Genomic DNA, 19,294 nt, shown 5'->3' with positions numbered 1-19,294 from the left:
CAGCACAAGCCTGGCTGCATTTTTTCCGATATCTACCAAATTGGCCCGTACATAGGGCTTGTAGGCGGAATGGGTGTAGTGCGGCGGGTGACTTACAACTGTTAGTTTTAGGAGATGATCGTGACAGAACAAAAACTACTGATCGCGAATCGCGGCGAGATTGCCTGCCGTGTGATTCGCTCCGCCAAGGCTCTCGGAATTCCTACCGTTGCGGTGTACTCCGAGGCAGATGCTGATTCTCAGCATGTGAAGGCTGCTGATGAGGCTTTTCTGATTGGCCCGTCCAAAGCGGCGGAAAGCTATCTAGATGCGGAGAAGGTACTGCGTGTAGCTAAAGAAAACGGGGTGACGCTGGTTCACCCCGGGTACGGCTTCCTCTCCGAGAACACCGACTTTTCCGACGCTTGCGCCGCCGCCGGCATTACCTTCATTGGCCCAACCGCCGAAGTCATTAAGGCGATGGGCGATAAGCAGCGCTCTCGCCACTTGGCGATCAAGGCGGGTGTCCCAGTTCAGCCGGCTGCTGAAAACGTGACTGCAGACGATCCCGAAGCATTGGTGAATGCCGCGCGGGTTGTGGGATATCCGCTGTTGGTGAAAGCGTCCGCCGGGGGAGGGGGGATTGGCTTGAAGCCTGTGCACTCGCCAGCCGACCTCGTGGATGCTGTGGCTGCTACTCAGCGGATGGCAGAGCGTGCATTCGGTGACGGCACTGTGTTCCTGGAAAAGCTGATTGAGAGTGCGCGGCACATCGAGGTGCAGATATTCGGGTTCGGCAATGGTGAGGCGGTACACCTTTACGAGCGCGATTGCTCGATCCAGCGCCGCTATCAGAAAGTGTTGGAGGAGTCCCCTGCGCCGAATGTGCCAGCCGAGGTTCTGGCGCACATGGCTGATGCAGCGGTGAATCTGGCTAAGCTGTGCCGCTACGATGGCGCCGGCACAGTCGAATTCCTGTATGACGAGAAATCGAAATCCTATTTCTTCCTGGAGATGAATACGCGAATTCAGGTTGAGCATCCGGTCACCGAAGCGGTGACCGGCGTCGACTTGGTTGAAGCGCAGATTCGTCACGCGCTGGGCGAAGATGTTGCCTGCGAGCTGACGCAGCAGTCGATTCAGCGCAATGGACACGCCATCGAGGCACGGTTGTACGCTGAGTCGCCGGAGAAGAAATTCATGCCTGCGCCTGGCCTCATCGAAGAGCTGGAGGTGCCTCAGGTCGAGGGCGTACGGATCGATGGTGGTTTCGTTGCGGGTGATCGAATCACTCCGTTCTACGACCCGATGATCATGAAGATCATTGCTCACGGCAAGGATCGTGCGCAGGCGATTAGGCGTCTGGAAAAAGCGCTGACCGAACTCAAAATTGCCGGTCTCAAGACGAATCGCCACTTCTTGCTTCGCGTACTGGCTGAGCCAGCGTACCTGGAGGCGAAAGTCCACACCCGTTTCATCGATGAGCACAGCGATAGTCTCTTCGCAGTTGCCGCTGAACAGACAGTTCAATAGGAGATAGCCATGGCTGTTACCACCCCAAACGTGCCAGGAATCGAAGGTCTGTCGGAGCTCGCCTCGCGGTACATCAATGTTGAGTCGCTCCCTTGGAAACCCACCCCAACGCCCGGGATCGACATGAAAATCCTCCTGCAGGACAAAGAGAGCGGCCTGCTCACGGCGCTTTTCCGCTGGGCGCCTGGTACGCGCCTGCCGCTGCATGAGCACGTCGAGGTTGAACAGACCTACGTGCTAGAGGGCAGCATCGTCGACGACGAGGGTGAGGTAGTTGCCGGTGACTTTGTCTGGCGCCCGCGCGGCAATCAGCACCTGGCCCGCTCGCCGAATGGCGCGCTGGTGCTTTCCTTCTTCCTTCGCCCGAACAAGTTCCTGGAAGGCGAACACGCAGGCCAGAATCTGGAGTAATGAAATGAGTGACCTCCCCAAGAAAATTTGGATCAATGAAGAAGGGCCTCGTGAAGGCTTCCAGATCGAGGCGAATCCCATTGCGCTCAAGCGCAAGGCTGAGCTGATCGAAGCGCTCGCGGAAACCGGGTTGAAGCAGATCGATTGCGTTTCGTTCGTGAACCCCAAACGTGTTCCCGGGATGGCGGATGCCGATGAGTTGGCTGCCGCCATCCGCAAGAAGCCGGGGGTGCGCTATACCGGTCTATGGTTGAACCAACAAGGGCTGGAGCGCGCTTATAATTCTCAGCTCGATATCATTGGTGCAATTCGGGTTACGGCGTCGGAGAGTTTCTCTGTCAACAACACCAACAAGAACATTCAGCAAACGCTGGATGAGCAGCGCGCTTGGTTGAAGTCGTATGCCGAGCATGACGTCCCGGTCGAGTGGGGCTACGTCATGACAGCGTTCGGGTGTAACTACGAGGGGTATATGCCGATTCCGCAAGTCGTGCGGATGGTTGGCGAGGTGCTGGATCTTGCTGATGAAGCCGATGTGCAGCTAAATGGCGTCTACTTAGCTGATACCGTGGGTTGGGCTAATCCGCTGATGATGGAAAAAACCATCGGCGCGGTGCGAGAGAAATGGCCTGATCTTCCGTTGGCCCTCCACCTCCACGATACCCGTGGTACCGGGCTTGCCAACGTCTATGCTGCGCTCAAATTAGGCGTGGCGAAGTTCGATAGCTCTTGCGCGGGGTTGGGCGGCTGCCCATTCGCGGGACACCGCGGCGCCGCCGGAAATATCTGCACTGAAGACTTGGTGTTCATGTGTGAAGAGATGGGGATAGAGACCGGTGTTGATCTAGACGCCCTGATCAAAGTTGCCCATCTGGCCGAAGACATTTTCGGTCGACAGCTGCCGGGTAAGGTAATGCACGGCGGTAGCCTGAATCGGTACAAGAAGACTTAAACCTTCCAGGTACAGAAAACCCACCATCGCAGGTGGGTTTTTTTACTTTAGGTGGACTTGAATCCGACCATCCTTAGCGACAACTCGATGTGTTGTCGCGCGAGCTCTTCAAGCCCGAGCTTTCCACCAGGCTGATACCAGGTACAAATACCGGTCAGCATGGAAATCAGTGCTTTGGTCGTCAGGTTGCAGTCCGATACATTGAAAATACCCTCTTGCACCCCATCCTCGATGATCTGCCGTACCCGTCGCTCGTACTCGGAGCGAAGGCGGGTCACCATCCGGTAATTGTCCTCATCGAGGCTGCGAAGCTCCATGTTACCGATGAAAACCTCTTTGCGGCGGGCGGTATGAAAATGCAGATGCACACCGACCATTGCCTCAAAACGCTGATAGGTAGTGGGCTGAAGATCCACCTTTTCGGTGAACTCCATCAGCAGGTCGCGCATCACGGCCTTGAGGACCGTGGCCAGGAACTCTTGCTTGTTGCTGAAGTAGTTGTAGAGCGAGGCAGCTTTGATACCCACCTGCTCTGCAAGTGCCCTAAGCGTCATCGCCTCGTAGCCATAGGTGGCAATCAAGTCCACGCCGGCAGTGTGAATGGCTAATTCGGTGACTTCTCGTTTCGCGCCTACGGGTCGCATCAGGTAAATGTCTCTATCAGGGAGGGAGGGCGGCTCAGCGGGTCAGATAACCACCATCCACAGGAACCATCGCGCCAGTAATATAACTTGCCAGGTGCGAGGTCAAGAACACTGCCGGCCCAACCAGTTCGTGTGGTTCGCCAGTGCGTGCCATCGGGACATGGCTGAGGAAAGCTTGCAGCTTGCTGTTGTCTTGACGGGTCTCTTCTGACATCGCTGTCGGGAAAGAGCCTGGTGCAAGCCCATTCACGCGGATGCCGTCTGCGGCGAGCTCGGATGCCAATGCTTTGGTGAATTGCAAGACCGCGCCCTTGGACGTCACGTAACTCGACAGGGAAGCCAGGCCGGAAGTGAAGCTGTGAATGGAGCCAATGTTGAGAATGGAGCCTTTCGTTGCTTTCAAATGGGGCAGAAATGCGTGAGTCGTGTTGAACATGCCCGTAACGTTTACAGCAAGGGTTCGACGCCACTGCTCGGGGCTCTTGTCGCTGGCAAATGGTGCGCGGAACAGTAGCCCTGCATTGTTGATGAGCACCGTGATATTGCCGACCTCGCGCTTAACATGGTCAGCCAGAGCGCGGCAGCCTGCCTCGTCGCATATGTCCAAGGGGAATGCGTGGGCTTTACCACCATTGTCGGATATGGTTTTGGCGGTCGCTGACGCAGTGTGCAGATCAATATCGGTTACGATCACGGTAGCACCCGCAGCTGCAAAGCCATGGGCTAGAGTGGCGCCATTTCCTCGCCCACCTCCTGTGATCAACACGATTGCATCGTCAAGGCGCAGTGACAGGTCGAACATGATGAATCCTCTCTTGTTTTTGGAATAGGAAACTAACGAACGTTATTTTTAGCGCCTTTTGCTTGAAATACAAGGGCTACAGCCTTATTCAGCCTGGTTTTTCACCCTGCCCTCAGCGCATTTGCAGGCAATTTTGTTCTGAAAAGCCTCGTTCTCCCCTCTTGCAAACTAACGCAGGTTAGTTATTCTGAGCGTCCAGACAGCTCGGATGCGACGTGGGTCTCCGCGTGCCAGGGGCTTCAAAACAATTACAAGAGGAATTTTCATGTCTAGCCGTATGCTGCTGGGTGGTCACATCACCCATAACGCCAAGCGCTTCCCCGACAAGGTCGCCCTCATTGACAAGGGGGGGCGCACTACCTACGCCGAGTTTGAAGTCGGTTCAAATCAGGTTGGCCACGCACTTCTGGCCAAGGGGGTAGGCCATGGCGACAAGGTAGCGTTTCTTGCCAGCTCCAGCCGTGAGTGGGTGGAAGCGTTCTACGGTGTCGTCAAGATCGGCGCCGTTGCGGTTCCTTTGAATTACCGAGAGACGCCTGAACAGATTTTGATGATGCTCGAGGACAGTGGCTCGAAGGTCTTGTTCGTTTCCGACCAGCACGTCGAACCCTTTGGCTCGCTGCTTGAATCTCTTGCCCTGCCCGTGTTGAAGCTCGAGTCCTTGGATGCCTTCAAGGGCCCCAGCAGTAACTTGCCGCACACCGCCGATGCCCTCAGTGAACATGACCCCGCCGTGATTCTCTACACAGGGGGAACGACCGGTCGTTCCAAAGGGGTATTGCTGAGTCACTCCAATCTTTTCTGGAACTCCCTCAACGAGATCATCGACACCAATATGGAGGAGGGCGACAACACGCTGATCGCCACCCCTTTGCATCATTCCGCAGCCCTCAATTGCTGGCTGCTACCGCACCTCTATCTCGGTGCTACCGCCACGTTGTTGGAGAAGTACGCAACTGAGGAGGTCTTGCGTGTTATTGATAGGGAGCGTGTCACCAACACATTCATGCCCCCCTCCCTCGCGCGCGAGTTCGTGCTTCACCCATTGGCGAAAGAGTTGGATATAAGCTCGATGTCTCGGTGGTATGTCGGCAGCGGCATTCTGACCGCGAACGACAGAAGCGCAATGAAGGCGTGCATTCCCGGCGTGAAGATCTTCTATCAATACGGTCTTACTGAGGCTGGCCCGATTGCCACCGTGTTGAAAGAGGAAGACTACGACCGCGCCCGCGGTTCCATCGGCCGAGCATTCCAGAATGTGGAAGTGGCCATTTTCGATGATCAGGGTAACGTCGCACCGCCGGGTGAGATCGGCGAGATCGTACTGCGTGGGCCGACGATCATGCTTGGCTATCACAATCGCCCGGACGCGACCGCTGATGCCATTGATCAAGATGGCTGGCTGCATACGGGTGACCTTGCCCATATGGATGCGAACGGCTTCGTGTACTTCTACGACCGCTTGAAAGACATGATCAAGACCGGCGGGCTGAACGTCTATTCGCAAGAGGTGGAGGCGGTACTCGCCAAGCATGAGCACGTGCGCGAGGTTGCAGTGATCGGCTTGAACAATGAGCGCTGGGGAGAGGAGGTCACCGCGATCATCGTCCTGCATGAAGGGGTTGCCGGCAATGCTGAGCACCTTGTCGCTCACGCCCGTGAGTACCTTGCCAGTTATCAACTACCTAAGCGCGTCGAATTCATCGCTTATGAGGAAATGCCGTTCAATCACAACGGAAAAATTCTGAAGCGCGAACTCCGTCAACGTTTTGAGCCCCAGGGCTGAGGGTTACCATGGCAATCGAATTCGAAAAGCAAGGTCGTGTGGCATTGGTGACCATCAATCGTCCCCAAGCGATGAACGCCATTGATCTGAACACGCATTTAGCCTTCCGGGAGATCTGGGCAAGGATCAACCAGGATGACGACATTCATGTGGTCGTGCTCACCGGCGCCGGCACCAAGGCATTCTGCTCAGGTGCAGACATTGGAACGTTCCTGCCATACCTGCGCGAGCGAGCAGTGAAAGAAATCGATGACGGCGATTTCTGCGGTATCAACCGAGGCTCGCCGACGACCAAGCCGATTATCGCTGCCATCAACGGTCTGGCTTATGCGGGTGGGCTTGAACTTGCCCTGGCCTGTGACCTGCGCATTAGCGTGGACTATGCGAAGTTTGCACTCCCTGAGCCTCGCTGGGGCGTGATTGCTGGTGCTGGCGGCGTTACTCGCTTGTCGAGGGTCATTCCCAACGCATTGGCGACTCACATGGTGCTGACTGGCGAGCCCATTTCGGCTGAGCGAGCACTGGCAGAAGGCCTGGTCAGCGAGCTCACGAGTTCGTCGAATCTCTTGGCTCGGGCCTTGGAAATTGCTCACAGCATTACCAGAAATGGCCCCTTGGCTGTTCGCGCGTCTCTGCAGGTGATCCGCCGCGGCGCTGACTGCGGGTTGGATGCTGCGCTGGAATTGGAGCGTACAGCGTTCCGCCGAATTCTTCTGAGTGAAGATTTCAAGGAAGGCATTGCTGCTTTCACAGAAAAGCGCGAGCCCGTTTACAAGGCGCAATGAGTTCGGATTGTAAGCTGTGTTGCATGGACGGCGGATAGGCGGATGGGGGCTTTCGCGAGGCAGTCGTCTCGCGGATAACCAACCACCGAAGCTGTTCATGCACACGCTTTGCGAGGCGAGTGTAGATGAGCACACCGGCACAGAAATTAGCCGCCATTTTCGCGTTGACGGAGGTGGAGGCCAATGTTTTTAGAGGCGAGAGTCAAGACCTGCGGTTACCTCAGCTTTTTGGGGGGCAGGTCTTGGGTCAGGCTTCAATGGCTATGACGCGAACCGTCCTGGCGGACAAACGGCTGCATTCTCTCCACGGCTATTTTGTTCGCCCCGGGCGCGCCAATGCGCCTGTGATGTACGAAGTTGAAACTGTCCAGGATGGTCGAAGCTTCTGCCGAAGGCGTCTGACAGCCTGGCAAGACAGCAAGGTTATTTTCGTGGGGGATGGCTCGTTTCATGTCGTAGAGGACGGGATGCATCACCAGCGTGATGTCCCTGTGGTTCCGCCCCCGGAAACATTACCGACCGAGCTTGAGCTGCTAGCGGGCGACACCGATCTGATGGCTGAAATCCGATCTCGTTACGAGGTGGCAGATGCCATTGAAATTCGCCCGGTTGAGCCAATTGATCCCAGCAGCCCGACTAGGCATGCGCCGAATAAGAGCTTCTGGTTCCGAATCGGTGAAATCGGTACTCAAGATGCGGACGTGCATCGCAGCCTCTTGGGTTACGCCAGTGATACTGCATTACTGATCACGTCGCTGCTGCCCCATGGTGTATCGGACATGCAACGGGACATGCGGGTGGCGAGCCTTGATCACGCCATCTGGTTCCATGGGGATTGCATTGTGGACGACTGGCTCCTGTATGTCACAGACAGTCCGTGGAGTGGTGCCGGAAGGGGCCTTGCACGCGGGTCGATATTTGATCGTCAGGGGCGCTTGGTCGCGTCAGTGGCGCAAGAGGGGCTTATTCGCAAACTCTAGATTGCTCTAACAGCGGCCAGGCAATTTGGGGCGCTGTTTTCATTACAATATGCTCTTCTGACTTCAAAAATAATAATTGGCATCTGCGGGATGTCATTAAAGAAGGGAAATAAAATGAAGTTTACTTCTGCGCCTCACAGTGTGTGCGCAAGTGCTGCCTGCGTGTTGCTTTTTTCTCATCCGAGCATTGGCTGTGCTGCCGATTCGAATGCCTCACCCTGGATGGGTGGGGATTGGAATGGAGTCAAGAGCGGCTTACATGAGCGTGGCTTGGACGTTGATGTGAATTATCGGAGTGATAGCTCATTTAATGCCCGTGGGGGTTTTAATAAGGATAAAAAGCTTGCGTACGCTGATCAATACATGGTTTCAGTTAGCGCGGATCTCGACAAGCTGTTTGCTCTGCCGTCATTTAAGTTTGTCGTGACCCTTATCGATCGTAATGGTGAGGAGTTAGCTAAAGAGCGATTGACCGATCCACGATCAGGCTCTTTGACCCAGACACAAAACGTATATGGGCGGGGTAGCGTTACTCGGTTGTCTCAGCTTTATCTTGAAAAGAGCCTGAGTAAGCCTAACTCGTTTTTCCGAATGGGCCGCTTCGGCCCTGAAGCGTTTGGTCAGTTTGACTGTGATTTTCAGAACCTGATTTTCTGTGGGAACTCGGGCGGCAATTGGCACGGTGATGATTGGTACAATTTTCCTATCGGCCAGTGGGCTGCCGCCGTCAAGTATCAATTGCTCGACGAGTTAGCTTTTCAAGCGGGTTTATTCGAACAGAATCCGACTCTTTTAGAGAATGATAACGCCTTCAAAATGAGTATGAGCGGAGCGGACGGGGCTCTCATCCCAGTCGAGGCTATCTGGACACCGAAAAGCGCGCTGTTTGGTCTTCCAGCCGAACTGAGGGTAGGCGCTTTCTATAACACCACTGATGCAGACGACCTCCGCTACAACGATGATGGCCAAGAACATGCGCTTGAGCCCGATGCCCGCTATCGCTCGCACCGTGGCCGCAAAGGCTGGTGGTATGTTGCAAGGCAAACGGTAGGGTACGTCGCTGATGACCCACTTCGCCAGATCGAGGTGTTCTCAGAAGGGTTCTGGAACGATCGCGAAACCGGCTTCGTCGCCAGGCATTACAACATCGGACTCATCATCAATGGCCCATTCTCTGCCCGGCCTAATGACGCCGTGGGGCTGGCGGTTGGTGGCTTAAGTGTCGCCTCGAATGTCACAGAGCATCAACGTCACATGAACATGTACAACCACCTCACGGATTACGATGATCCGCGCTACACGCCAATACAAACGGATGAGTACAGCAGTGAGATCTATTACGGCGTAAAAGTGACAAGCTGGCTAACGGTGCGTCCCAACCTGCAATACATCGTCCATCCAGGGGCAGTGGAGAAGGTAGACAATGCCTTTTTGCTTGGCCTGATGGTCAGAGCGAGTTTCTAACGTTGCGCTTGAGCAGAGGTGAGTCAGGGTAGCTGAGCGCGGTTCGCGCCAGGTTGCCCTGTCTCCAGTATCAATTAGCCCCGGTGTGAGCGGCTTGGTGCAAGTGACTCAAGAAGCTCTGAAGTTCACGGCTCCTGCCCATTCCCTTGCGCAGGATGATGCCATAGGGCGGTAATCCTTCAATGACATGGCCCTTCAGTACGGTGACGAGACCTGTTCGAACGTGGTCATGAATCACGGCTTCGCTGAGCACCATGACCGCATCTGTAAGCTGGACAAGCTGGAGCATCGCCCAGATCGAGGAGCACTCGATCGTCTTTGACGGAGGCAAGAGATCTTGATCAGCCCACCAGCGTTCCACGGCTTTGCGACCTGGGCTTGCCGCGGGCTGCAACAGCCACGTCCATTTCTGAATGAGCTCCTCCATCTTCGCAGGTGAGTGGGTTGCAAGGGGGTGCCCACTTCGAACTGCCATAACCAGACGATCATTACCAAGCGGTTCAAATTCAAACCTGGAGCGGTCGCTCGGAGTGCCAAGGCGCGCAATAGCGACATCCAAGCGCTCCTGCTCAAGCATTTCGATTAAAAGATCGCTGGTGTCGCTCATCATCCTGATACCCAGGTGAGGCGAGGCACTCTTCATGGTGGCGATGGTTGATACGACTCGGTCTAGCGCGCTTCCCATCACAACCCCAACAGCTAGATGACCGTACCCTCCCTCGGCCCTGGCCGTCAGATCTTCTACACAACGATCAAGGCTATTGAGCGCTGAGTGGGCAAATTTCAAAAGCTCTTCGCCAACGGGAGTGGTCACAACGCCTCGGGGTTGCCGCTCAAACAGCGCGCAGCCAAATGCATCTTCCACTTCTTGCAGCATGCGGGTGAGGGTGGGTTGAGACATATTGAGGGTCTCGGCTGCTCTATGCAGGTTCTGGCAGTTGCCAAGGGTCACCAGCATGTGCAGATGTCGATACTTTAACCGCTTGAAGAGGCTGTAGGTTTTTGGGTTCGGGCTAGCAGCTGAAAGATTCATGGCATTCTGATATTTGTATTTGTGATTCGTTTTACGTATCAATAAAGCAAAAAACTCTATTAGTCAAACATCGCAGGGGTGGCTAGGGTTGCTAGGCGCTTCCGGTCTGCTCCGTCAAGCCGTGGGCCAAACGCGTTGATCAAGGATGCACATTGTTGGATTGCCAATAACAACAAGGAAACGCCACCTATGTCGCCAAAACACTTTAGTCTCGAGCAGCGTCTTGAACGGCTCGAAGACCGCGAGAAAATCAAAGCACTGAAATTTCTATATGCCCACCATTTAGATAATGGTTACGACCCTGAAAAGATCGCCGGGCTCTTTGCCGAGGACGGGGAGTGGATTATCAAAGGTGTGGGTGGTGATGTTCGCGGCCAGGGTGCAATCAAAGAACACTGCAAGAATCTGAGTCGTGGTATTTCGTGGAGTCAACACGACATATTCGCACCGCGTATTGAACTCAGCGCCGAAGGTGATCGAGCTGTCGCTCACTTCAACCTTGTCTGTTTGCTGACCATGCGAAACGAAAAGGTCGCTTGTGAGGCCGAGGCGTTCTTGCTCGCCGGCAACTACACGGATCATCTGGTTAAAGTGAACGGTGAATGGCTCTTCCAGTCCATGACGGGGACTATCGAGCAGTCGTCACCCTGGACGAAGGGCTGGGTTGAAGCGCCTTTCAAAAAAGAGTCTTGGTAAGCCTCGCTTACCCTTGGATGAATTCGCTGAGGTATAAGATGACGCTGTTAACTCCATATGATCTCGCTGGCACCCCGTTGACCTCCCGTGTCGTCATGGCGCCAATGACCAGATCAAGGGCCAAGGACACGGTGCCGAATGCCAGTACCGCTGAGTACTACCGTCAGCGCGCTGGTGCAGGATTACTCATCACTGAGGGGGCTCAGATTTCTCAAGAGGGCCAGGGGTACCTATTTACCCCCGGTATCTTCTCCCCGCAGCAAGTGGCGGGCTGGAAGAAGGTCACCGACGCAGTTCACGAACGGGGCGGTAAGATTTTCATCCAGCTCTGGCATGTCGGTCGGATCTCTCATACCTCCCTACAGCCTAACGGGGACAATCCGGTTTCTTCGGTTGATACCTTGGCAGAGAACACCACATGCTACGGTTACAACGCCGATGGAGAACCGGGTCAGGTTCAAGTCACAAGGCCACGAGCTCTGCCAACGGCAGAGGTTGCTCGGGTGTCGCAAGATTTCGTCGAGGCAGCTGAAAATGCGATCCTCGCAGGTTTCGATGGAGTCGAGATCCATGGTGCTAATGGCTACATCTTTGAGCAGTTCATCAATGGGGGATTGAATACTCGCACTGACCAGTATGGCGGTAGCATTGGGAACAGGTTGCGATTCCTGCTTGAGACAGTCGATCTGATCTCCGCCGCGATCGGCAGCCACCGCGTTGGGCTACGGGTGGCCCCGTTTGGTCGCTTGTCTGCTATGCCAGCATTTTCCGATGAGCGCGAAACGTGGTTGGCCGCTGCTGCCGCGCTGAGCTCGCGAAAACTTGCGTACCTCCACCTTAGCGACCAAGACTCCCTTTGTGGAAACCTGATGAATCGTGACTTTCTACGAGAGTTCCGAAACGCCTACGAGGGTACATTGATATTTGCCGGCTCGCTCACCCAGGAAACCGCGCAAACTATGCTTGAGGAAGGGCTTATAGATCTCGCTGCTTTTGGACGTCCGTTCATTTCTAACCCTGATTTGGTTGATCGATTCAGGCGGGGGCTACCGCTCACTCCCTTTGATCGGGCCACTTTCTACGGGGGAGGAGATGAAGGGTACATCGACTATCCGCCTTACGGTGGGCACGACTGACGAGCGAATGTCTCAGGCTGCGTAGGCCTAAGAAAAAAGGTGGTGGTGCCTTATGGCCCACTGCCTTTTTTTATTTTCGAGGGCTCCCATTCTTAGCATCGTGGGGTAACTCCAGCGATTCGTTTTGTGTATCGAACTTGGCACTTTTTCCATTGGTCAAGCATCGCAAGATTGTTTAGGTTCGGTAGCGGCACCCACATTACAACATGAGGTTTCCTTGAATCCTCTAGAGCCGGAGCAAGACGCTATGCCTGCGCAGAACTTGATCGACCTTTCACGTCCAGACATTACGGCTGAGACCACAAGCTTTTTGGGAAAAGCCCATCGACTCTTCATTGGTGGGCAATGGAGTGACGCCCTGAGCGGTGAGAGAAGAAAGGTGTTCGACCCCGCCACTGGAATGATCATCGCCGAAGTGGCTGATGGTGATCAGGCGGACGTGGAGAAGGCGGTTCTCGCCGCTCGCAAATCTTTCGATACTGGAGCTTGGCGCAAGCTTTCTGGGTCGGAGAAAAGCAAGGTGCTTTGGCGAATTGGAGAACTGATCGACAAATATTCGCAGGAGCTTGCGGAGCTCGAGGTACTTGATGAAGGCTCCCCCTACGGAATCGTCAAGGACGCTTACGTTCGCAATTCCGCGGAGCATTTCCGCTACTACTCGGGATGGTGCACCAAGCTCAATGGCTTGTCGGTGCCGGTGGGGCTGACCGGCGAGTGGCATGCGTACACAACCCATGAGCCTGTGGGGGTTGTCGGCCAGATTATTCCTTGGAACGTCCCTCTGCTGATGGCCGCATGGAAGCTGGCGCCTGCGTTGGCTGCCGGTTGTTCGATCGTGCTCAAGCCTGCTGAGGACACGCCGTTGACTGCTCTGCGCCTGGCGGCTATCTGCGAGGAGGCCGGCTTGCCCGCGGGAACGTTGAACGTCGTCACGGGCGATGGCCGTTGTGGAGCTGCACTGGTTAACAGTCCACTGGTGGATAAAATTGCGTTCACAGGTAGTACTGCCACTGGTAAAGCTATCGCAGCCGCGGCAGCTAAGACTCTCAAACGCGTGACGCTGGAGCTCGGTGGTAAGAGCCCTGTGATCGTGTTCCCTGATGCGGATTTGTCTACCGCGATACCGGGTGTTGCTCAGGCCGTCATGCTGAACAGCGGCCAGGCATGCACAGCGGGTTCGCGGCTCTATATCCATGAAGATGTTTACGACGACGTAATCAATGGAGTTGCAGAGTTCGTTTCCCAGATGAAGCTAGGTCATGGACTGAATCGCGCCACTCAGCTGGGCCCACTGATTTCCCAGCGCCAGCTTGGACGGGTAAGCGAGCTCGTTCGCGCGGGAGTTAGTGAAGGGGCGAGAGTCGTCTGCGGGGCGAGTGAAATTGGCGGGGACGGCTACTTCTACAAGCCAACGCTATTGGCCGATGTCAAGCCAGGCATGACGGTTTACCGCGAAGAGATTTTCGGCCCAGTAATTTCTGCGATGAAGATTTCGAACCAGAGCCTGGACGACCTTGCCCGCGAAGCCAACAACACAGAGTACGGGCTAGCTGCCAGCATCTGGACTCAAAATGTCAGCCAGGCGCATGCGCTCGCAGCGCGTATCCGTGCGGGGATTATCTGGGTGAACAGTCACAACCAGATTGATCCTTCGCTGCCTTTCGGTGGTTTTAAAGAGTCCGGTATCGGCCGAGAAATGGGGCTCAGTGGGCTTGAACACTACACCGAAACCAAGTCGGTAGCAGTTCTGCTCAAGAGCTGATGCAGCTGGCGGTATTCGAGAAAGAGAATAACGACTAGACGGCGACCTGCTCCAGGCCTCATCGCTTCGGCGGCGAGTACTGGAGCCATAGCTGCGTACGCTTGTCAGCGCGAAAAAAATAATAGGTGCGCAAAAATGCAATTTCAGAAAGATGTCACTGATGAAGTGAATTCCCGAAACCTGTCTCAATTACCGCTCTGGTTAGGAGGGGTACTCCTGCTGCTCGCACTGCCTCTTTTGGCTGGCGGCCTGTATCTCGCCTGGCTGGGCGGTTCATTCTTTTACCTACTCACCGGCGTGATCCTTACGGTCTCCTCGTATGGTTTCTTCAAAAGAAGGAAGCTAGGCGTCTGGGCTTATCTGCTACTGACTACCGCAACGATTCTGTGGTCAATTTATGAAGTAGGCTTTCAATTTTGGCCTTTGGTGCCAAGGCTGGCGGGCATTCTGCTTGTACTGGTTCCTGTCTGCCTGTTGGCTTCCAAGGTAGGCTTTGAACGCAAAAAGGCGGCCTGGGGAGGGGCAGCAGGCCTGACAGCCGTTGTGTTGGTTGCCGGCTTCGTTGCTATGTTCTTCCCTCACGGCGTGATCAAGGGGGCGGCGCGTCCACCATTGGTTGGCGGGGCTCCAGACTCGGCAGTGAATGGTAACTGGCAGCATTACGGGCGCACCCCGACAGGGACGCGTTTCGCACCGCTTGAGCAAATTACGCCTGAGAACGTGTCCAGCCTGGAAGTCGCATGGACGTTCCGTACGGGTGAGATTGCAGACGTCGGTTCTGAGAACCAGAACACGCCCGTACAGGTCGGTGACACGCTCTTTATCTGCACACCGCTGAACAAAGTGTTTGCAGTCGACGCCAATACCGGTAAGGAAATCTGGCGATACGATGCGAAGGTGGAAAACCTCAAGGTCTGGAACCGTTGCCGTGGCGTCAGTTATTACGATGCGACTGAAGTCTCGGACTCTGTGCGGAACGCTTCGGCTGCTGTGCAGGATTGTCCCCAGCGTGTGATCCTCTCGACGCTGGACTCACGATTGATCGCCCTGGATGCCAAAACCGGTCAGTTGTGCCAGAGCTTCGGCAGCAACGGTCAAGTCAATCTGCAAGTAGGTATGGGGGAGGTCAAGCCTACGTATTACATGGGCACCTCTCCAGTAACGGTTGCAGGCAATCTGCTGGTGGTTGGTGGCTGGGTGTATGACAACCTGGAAACTAATGAGCCCTCGGGGGTTATCAGGGCCTTCAATGCGGCCACCGGGGCATTGGAGTGGGCGTGGGATCTCGGCAACCCATCTATCACGAAGTATCCGCCGGAGGGGCAGACCTACACCCGCGGTACACCCAACATGTGGTCTACGGCCGCCTACGATTCAAAGCGTGGCCTGCTCTTCATTCCGCTGGGGAACTCAACACCCGATTTCTGGGGTGGCCATCGTACGGATGCTGCGAATCGCTACGCTTCGTCGGTTGTGGCTCTCGACTACAAGACTGGGCGTGAGCGCTGGGCTTACCAGACCGTGCACCATGACATCTGGGACTACGACATCCCTGCACAACCTGCCCTGTATGACGTTCCGGACGGTAAGGGCGCAAGCGTCCCTGCGCTGATCCAGACAACCAAGACTGGCAACATTTTCATGCTGAACCGGGAGACGGGGAAGCCGATTGCCGATGTCGTCGAGCGCGGGGTTCCTCAGCAGGAATTGGCCGGAGATAAGACCGCTCCTACCCAACCCTATTCAGTGGGTATGCCCTACATCGGTCAGGAGAAGCTTAGTGAGTCCGACATGTGGGGAGCGACCATTTACGATCAGCTCCTGTGCCGAATCCAATTCAAATCCTTGCGCTACGATGGTGCGTTCACGCCTCCAGGTACCACTGCAAGCTTGCAGCATCCCGGCAACTTTGGAGGGATGAACTGGGGGAGTGTGTCGATCAATGAAGATACCGGGACAATGGTCGTCAATGACATTCGCATCCCGCTTCGAGTGCAGCTTGTACCTAGCGAGCATCACGAAATTGCCGGCAATGGCAAACCGCATTCCGAGTTTGCTCCCATGCGCGGGACGCCTTTTGTGCTGACCAACTCGTCGTTTGTCTCTCCCATCGATGTGCCATGCCAAGCTCCACCTTACGGCACCGTCACTGGTATTGATTTGAATACTCGCCAGATCATCTGGCAGCGGCCTGCTGGCACTGTTCAAGACACGGCAATCGCTGGAGTGAAAGTCCGAGCACCTTTTCCGATCGGTATGCCGACTATCGGAGGTACCGTTTCCACCAGGTCTGGTCTGGTCTTCTTCGCAGGTACTCAGGACTATTTCCTGCGTGCATACGACCAGTCGACGGGTGAGGAGCTCTGGAAAGCACGCATGCCCGTGGGCTCACAGGCTACTCCGATGACATTCGTTTCTCCGTCGAGCAACCGGCAGTTCGTTGTGATCAGTGCTGGAGGGGCACGGAGCTCCATGGATCGAAGCGATATGCTGATTGCCTACGCGCTTCCTAGGAAGTAGAGATAGATGACAGTCCACTCCTTTTCAGGGGTGGACTTTCCGCTGCAATCCCCCTCAGTTTGCGCGCGCCTGGGAAGCCAGGACTAGCCACCCCTCGTCATGCAGACGACCTTGCGTCGTCCTCCACTTCATCATGAAAACCCAGGCGCCCAGTCTGTGAGCCTCAGCAGGCGATTCGATCCTGTGATTCTCAAATGCCTGGAATAAAAGCCTGATTATCTTTTGCCTTTTGCTAATTAAAGTAGGGGCACTACAGATTCGAGCGGGTCTGCAGAAGGCTAGGTACCTATAAGTACCGCCATCTCCGGCACCCTGAGCCGACGAGGTTCATCATGCATTTGGATCGAAATCTCGCGTTATTTTGTCAGTTCTAATTTCCGAGGAATTAACCATGGACAGTGCTACCCAACGTCTCCTTGATCGTGAAGAAATCCGCGACCTCAGAATCCTTTATGCCCATCACCTGGACAGCAACAATATCCAGGCACTTGACCAGGTTTTTTCGGCTGATGCAGTGGTAGAGGTCACTGTCGGAAAGATGGATGGGATTGATGCGATTCGCGCCGGGCTGAACGACGCGTTCAAGCTTTACGATCGTGATCTGCAGGGTAGCTACCCCTTCATGCACGCGATCACTAACCACTGGATCAAGTTGACCGGGCCTGATACTGCTGAGGGGCGTTGCTATCTCATCGACTTCGAGACGGCTTCGAAGCCTGATCCAAACCCGTTACTGCTTCTGGGGCTTTACGCCGATGAGTACAAGCGAATCAATGGCGAGTGGCGCATTACGCGTACTCGATTAGAAGTCGTATGGCCTGATCGCAGCAACGCTGAGCAAGTGTCCGGCCAAATGGAAGGAGCGTGAATATGAACACGCCATTGAAGCTGAGCATTCTTGACTATTCCCCAGTTGATGAGGGGCTCCTCCCTGTCGATGCGCTGGCGGCTAGCGTGCGCCTGGCTCAGTGCGCGGAGGAAAGCGGATTCAAAAGGTTCTGGGTCTCGGAGCACCATGGTGCTCCAGCGACGGCCAGTAATTCCCCTGAAATCCTCATGTCGCGTGTCGCATCGGCAACCAAGAGGATCAGGGTCGGTTCTGGTGGGGTACTGCTACCCAACTACAGCAGTTTGAAGATCGCAGAGAATTACCAGTTGCTTGAAGCGTTGTTCCCTGGCCGTATCGACCTTGGTTTCGGTCGTGCCCCTGGGGCTGACAGACGTACGAGCAGGGCGCTCAATGATGAAAAAAGCGAGTCGATCCCATATGGCCGCAAAGTTGCCGATTTGCTCGGGTTCGTGACCGGTAACCACACGCCCAACTCGCGTTATGAGGGCATGCGCGCTCAGCCAGAAACCCGCGACAGGCCTCAGCCCTATGTTTTAGGCGCTTCGGGCGCAACAGCGGAAGTCGCTGCGCAAGCCGGCTTGGGGTTCACCTTCGCCCATTTCATCAATCCTCGAGGCGATGGGCCGCATGCAGCAAGTGCGTATCGCCAGGCCTTTAAGCCGACTGACTTTTCAAATTCACCTTCAGTGGTCGTAGCGGTCTTTGTGGCTGTCGGAGAAACGCCAGAAGAGGCGAAGGATTATGCTGCTGCCTTCCACCTCTGGCTTACCTATGCGGAAAGCGCGAGCCCTTTCGATCGGGTGCCATCGATCGAGACTACGCGGGCACATCGCTGGTCTTCGGATGAGCTAGCGATCCGAGAGCGCAACAAAGGGCGGCTCATCTATGGGACAGCTGATCATGTCGTAGCTCAGCTACGTGAGCTGGCGGGTGCCTATGGTACTGGTGAGGTCATGATCAACCTCATGATGCCAGGTGAGACATCCAGGCTGAACGCTTTGACCAGCATCACCCATTCGTTGAAAAAAAGTGAGGGTGTGAGTGCAACGCTCGCTCAGGTAGTTGAACCCGAGGAGAAAGCGCATGACGCCTGAAATCCACTCGACTGAAGCCATCTCCCGATCAAATCACATAGCGTTGCATTTGGCCCATCGTTGGTTCGCCTTCCTGGAAGCGCCCGGAGGTGACGTCCATGACCACCTGAAAATCTTCCATCCGAACATTCTTCTATCCGGTCACCGGATGAAGCATATTTTCGCCCATGATCATCAGTCGCTTGCGGCCTGGTTCGCATCGATACCGGATGTAATTAGCTCCCATCACATCATCCACTCAAATTACTCGACTGCAGAAAATGGCGATGGCTTGCTGAATATGGTTGTCGCTTACCAAGCTCCAGGGCCATCGGGAATGCAAGGCTCGATCATCAGCTATGAAACGCGAATTGATTTCTCGCCGAGTGTGCCGTGCTTTATCGCTCTAGACAAAACGCCGATTCTCTCGAACAGAAGGTCAAGCTACGAAACCTCATGGTCGACCAATCGTGTCCTTGCGCGCGTTCATGCAGAACTTGGAGGACTCACAGGAGCAAGCGATTCAGTCCGGCGTGCTTTTGGAAATGAGGTGCATCAACTCTCTGCCCGGGTCGCCGCATCGGAAGGAAGTTCTGCATACGATGCGGTTGTGAGCGCCATCATTGGTGACCCAGCATTAATCCGCGTGCTAAAGCTTCGTCTTATTGACGATGTCGCGCAGTCGATGCCGTCGATTGAGGCCGTTGAGGTCATCGAAAATGGTGAACTGCCTATCTGAAAACAATCCAGCCTCTTTGGCTCAGCCGCGGGTTAGGAGAGGTTTGCGTCGCGATACGATCTGAGTGGACAGCAGCCACATTTGAGTCTTAACGACTCATCGGTAGCGGTCATGCACCACGCTGTCCAGAGCTTCGATCCTAATACTCC

Annotated in this window: 17 protein-coding genes; 14 read left to right on the top strand and 3 right to left on the bottom strand. The window is 55.2% G+C overall.

Translation table 11 applies throughout. The annotated features are described in order from the left end of the window. The first annotated feature begins 120 nt into the window (after positions 1–120). Genes ACFY68_RS19895 through ACFY68_RS19885 form a run of 3 tightly spaced genes read left to right on the top strand, consistent with a single transcriptional unit; the run spans position 121 to position 2,875 of the window. Positions 121–1,512: an acetyl/propionyl/methylcrotonyl-CoA carboxylase subunit alpha gene (locus ACFY68_RS19895; protein WP_387530745.1), complete on the top strand. Its 1,392-nt coding sequence runs from the start codon at positions 121–123 to the stop codon at positions 1,510–1,512. 9 nt (positions 1,513–1,521) lie between these two features. Beyond that, complete coding sequence (locus tag ACFY68_RS19890; protein WP_387530742.1) at positions 1,522–1,923, top strand: cupin domain-containing protein; 402 nt, start codon at positions 1,522–1,524, stop codon at positions 1,921–1,923. 4 nt (positions 1,924–1,927) lie between these two features. Next, on the top strand, positions 1,928–2,875 hold the full coding sequence (locus ACFY68_RS19885; RefSeq protein WP_387530739.1) for a hydroxymethylglutaryl-CoA lyase: 948 nt from the start codon (positions 1,928–1,930) through the stop codon (positions 2,873–2,875). Between the two features lie 47 nt (positions 2,876–2,922). On the opposite strand, the gene ACFY68_RS19880 is transcribed toward ACFY68_RS19885, so the two are convergent. Both ACFY68_RS19880 and ACFY68_RS19875 read right to left on the bottom strand, forming a co-directional pair. Beyond that, positions 2,923–3,519 carry a TetR/AcrR family transcriptional regulator gene (locus ACFY68_RS19880; protein WP_008089187.1) on the bottom strand — a complete coding sequence of 199 codons (597 nt, stop codon included), beginning with the start codon at positions 3,517–3,519 and terminating at the stop codon, positions 2,923–2,925. Between the two features lie 34 nt (positions 3,520–3,553). Next, on the bottom strand, positions 3,554–4,321 hold the full coding sequence (locus ACFY68_RS19875; protein ID WP_387530736.1) for an SDR family NAD(P)-dependent oxidoreductase: 768 nt from the start codon (positions 4,319–4,321) through the stop codon (positions 3,554–3,556). 265 nt (positions 4,322–4,586) lie between these two features. Here ACFY68_RS19875 and ACFY68_RS19870 point away from each other — a divergent pair, with 265 nt between their 5' ends. The 4 genes from ACFY68_RS19870 (at position 4,587) to ACFY68_RS19855 (ending at position 9,336) form a co-directional block, all read left to right on the top strand. Continuing rightward, complete coding sequence (locus tag ACFY68_RS19870) at positions 4,587–6,107, top strand: class I adenylate-forming enzyme family protein (protein ID WP_387530733.1); 1,521 nt, start codon at positions 4,587–4,589, stop codon at positions 6,105–6,107. A gap of 8 nt (positions 6,108–6,115) precedes the next feature. After that, positions 6,116–6,892, top strand: coding sequence for an enoyl-CoA hydratase/isomerase family protein (locus tag ACFY68_RS19865; RefSeq protein ID WP_387530730.1), 777 nt, complete (start codon positions 6,116–6,118; stop codon positions 6,890–6,892). Positions 6,893–7,017: 125 nt separating this feature from the next. Next, positions 7,018–7,872, top strand: a complete 855-nt coding sequence (locus tag ACFY68_RS19860; RefSeq protein ID WP_387530727.1) for an acyl-CoA thioesterase — start codon at positions 7,018–7,020, stop codon at positions 7,870–7,872. 114 nt (positions 7,873–7,986) lie between these two features. After that, positions 7,987–9,336 carry a carbohydrate porin gene (locus ACFY68_RS19855; protein WP_387530724.1) on the top strand — a complete coding sequence of 450 codons (1,350 nt, stop codon included), beginning with the start codon at positions 7,987–7,989 and terminating at the stop codon, positions 9,334–9,336. A 70-nt stretch (positions 9,337–9,406) separates the two neighbouring features. Here ACFY68_RS19855 and ACFY68_RS19850 read toward each other — a convergent pair whose 3' ends face one another. Next, the gene (locus tag ACFY68_RS19850) at positions 9,407–10,369 is read right to left on the bottom strand and encodes a LysR family transcriptional regulator (protein WP_387530722.1); all 963 of its coding nucleotides are present in this window, start codon (positions 10,367–10,369) and stop codon (positions 9,407–9,409) included. A 189-nt stretch (positions 10,370–10,558) separates the two neighbouring features. On the opposite strand from ACFY68_RS19850, the gene ACFY68_RS19845 reads away from it, so the two are divergent. The 7 genes from ACFY68_RS19845 (at position 10,559) to ACFY68_RS19815 (ending at position 19,145) form a co-directional block, all read left to right on the top strand. Continuing rightward, positions 10,559–11,065 (top strand): nuclear transport factor 2 family protein, encoded by a 507-nt coding sequence (locus ACFY68_RS19845; protein ID WP_387530719.1) that lies wholly within the window; start codon positions 10,559–10,561, stop codon positions 11,063–11,065. Between the two features lie 38 nt (positions 11,066–11,103). Continuing rightward, entirely contained in the window at positions 11,104–12,201 is a 1,098-nt protein-coding gene (locus ACFY68_RS19840; RefSeq protein WP_387530716.1) for an alkene reductase, read from the top strand. Positions 12,202–12,448: 247 nt separating this feature from the next. Next, complete coding sequence (locus tag ACFY68_RS19835) at positions 12,449–13,963, top strand: aldehyde dehydrogenase family protein (RefSeq protein ID WP_387530713.1); 1,515 nt, start codon at positions 12,449–12,451, stop codon at positions 13,961–13,963. Between the two features lie 135 nt (positions 13,964–14,098). Further along, the gene (locus ACFY68_RS19830; RefSeq protein WP_387530711.1) at positions 14,099–16,483 is read left to right on the top strand and encodes a membrane-bound PQQ-dependent dehydrogenase, glucose/quinate/shikimate family; all 2,385 of its coding nucleotides are present in this window, start codon (positions 14,099–14,101) and stop codon (positions 16,481–16,483) included. A gap of 391 nt (positions 16,484–16,874) precedes the next feature. After that, positions 16,875–17,351: a nuclear transport factor 2 family protein gene (locus ACFY68_RS19825; protein WP_387530708.1), complete on the top strand. Its 477-nt coding sequence runs from the start codon at positions 16,875–16,877 to the stop codon at positions 17,349–17,351. Positions 17,352–17,353: 2 nt separating this feature from the next. Beyond that, positions 17,354–18,427: an MsnO8 family LLM class oxidoreductase gene (locus ACFY68_RS19820; protein ID WP_387530705.1), complete on the top strand. Its 1,074-nt coding sequence runs from the start codon at positions 17,354–17,356 to the stop codon at positions 18,425–18,427. Next, complete coding sequence (locus ACFY68_RS19815) at positions 18,417–19,145, top strand: hypothetical protein (protein ID WP_387530702.1); 729 nt, start codon at positions 18,417–18,419, stop codon at positions 19,143–19,145. The genes ACFY68_RS19820 and ACFY68_RS19815 overlap by 11 nt, the downstream gene beginning before the upstream one ends. Positions 19,146–19,294: the final 149 nt, after the last annotated feature.

The organism is Pseudomonas sp. NPDC012596, from assembly GCF_042902325.1.
In the GTDB taxonomy this organism is placed as follows: Bacteria; Pseudomonadota; Gammaproteobacteria; order Pseudomonadales; family Pseudomonadaceae; genus Aquipseudomonas.
The sequence above is the reverse complement of the archived record's forward strand: the minus strand, read 5'-3'. Positions and strand labels throughout refer to the sequence as shown.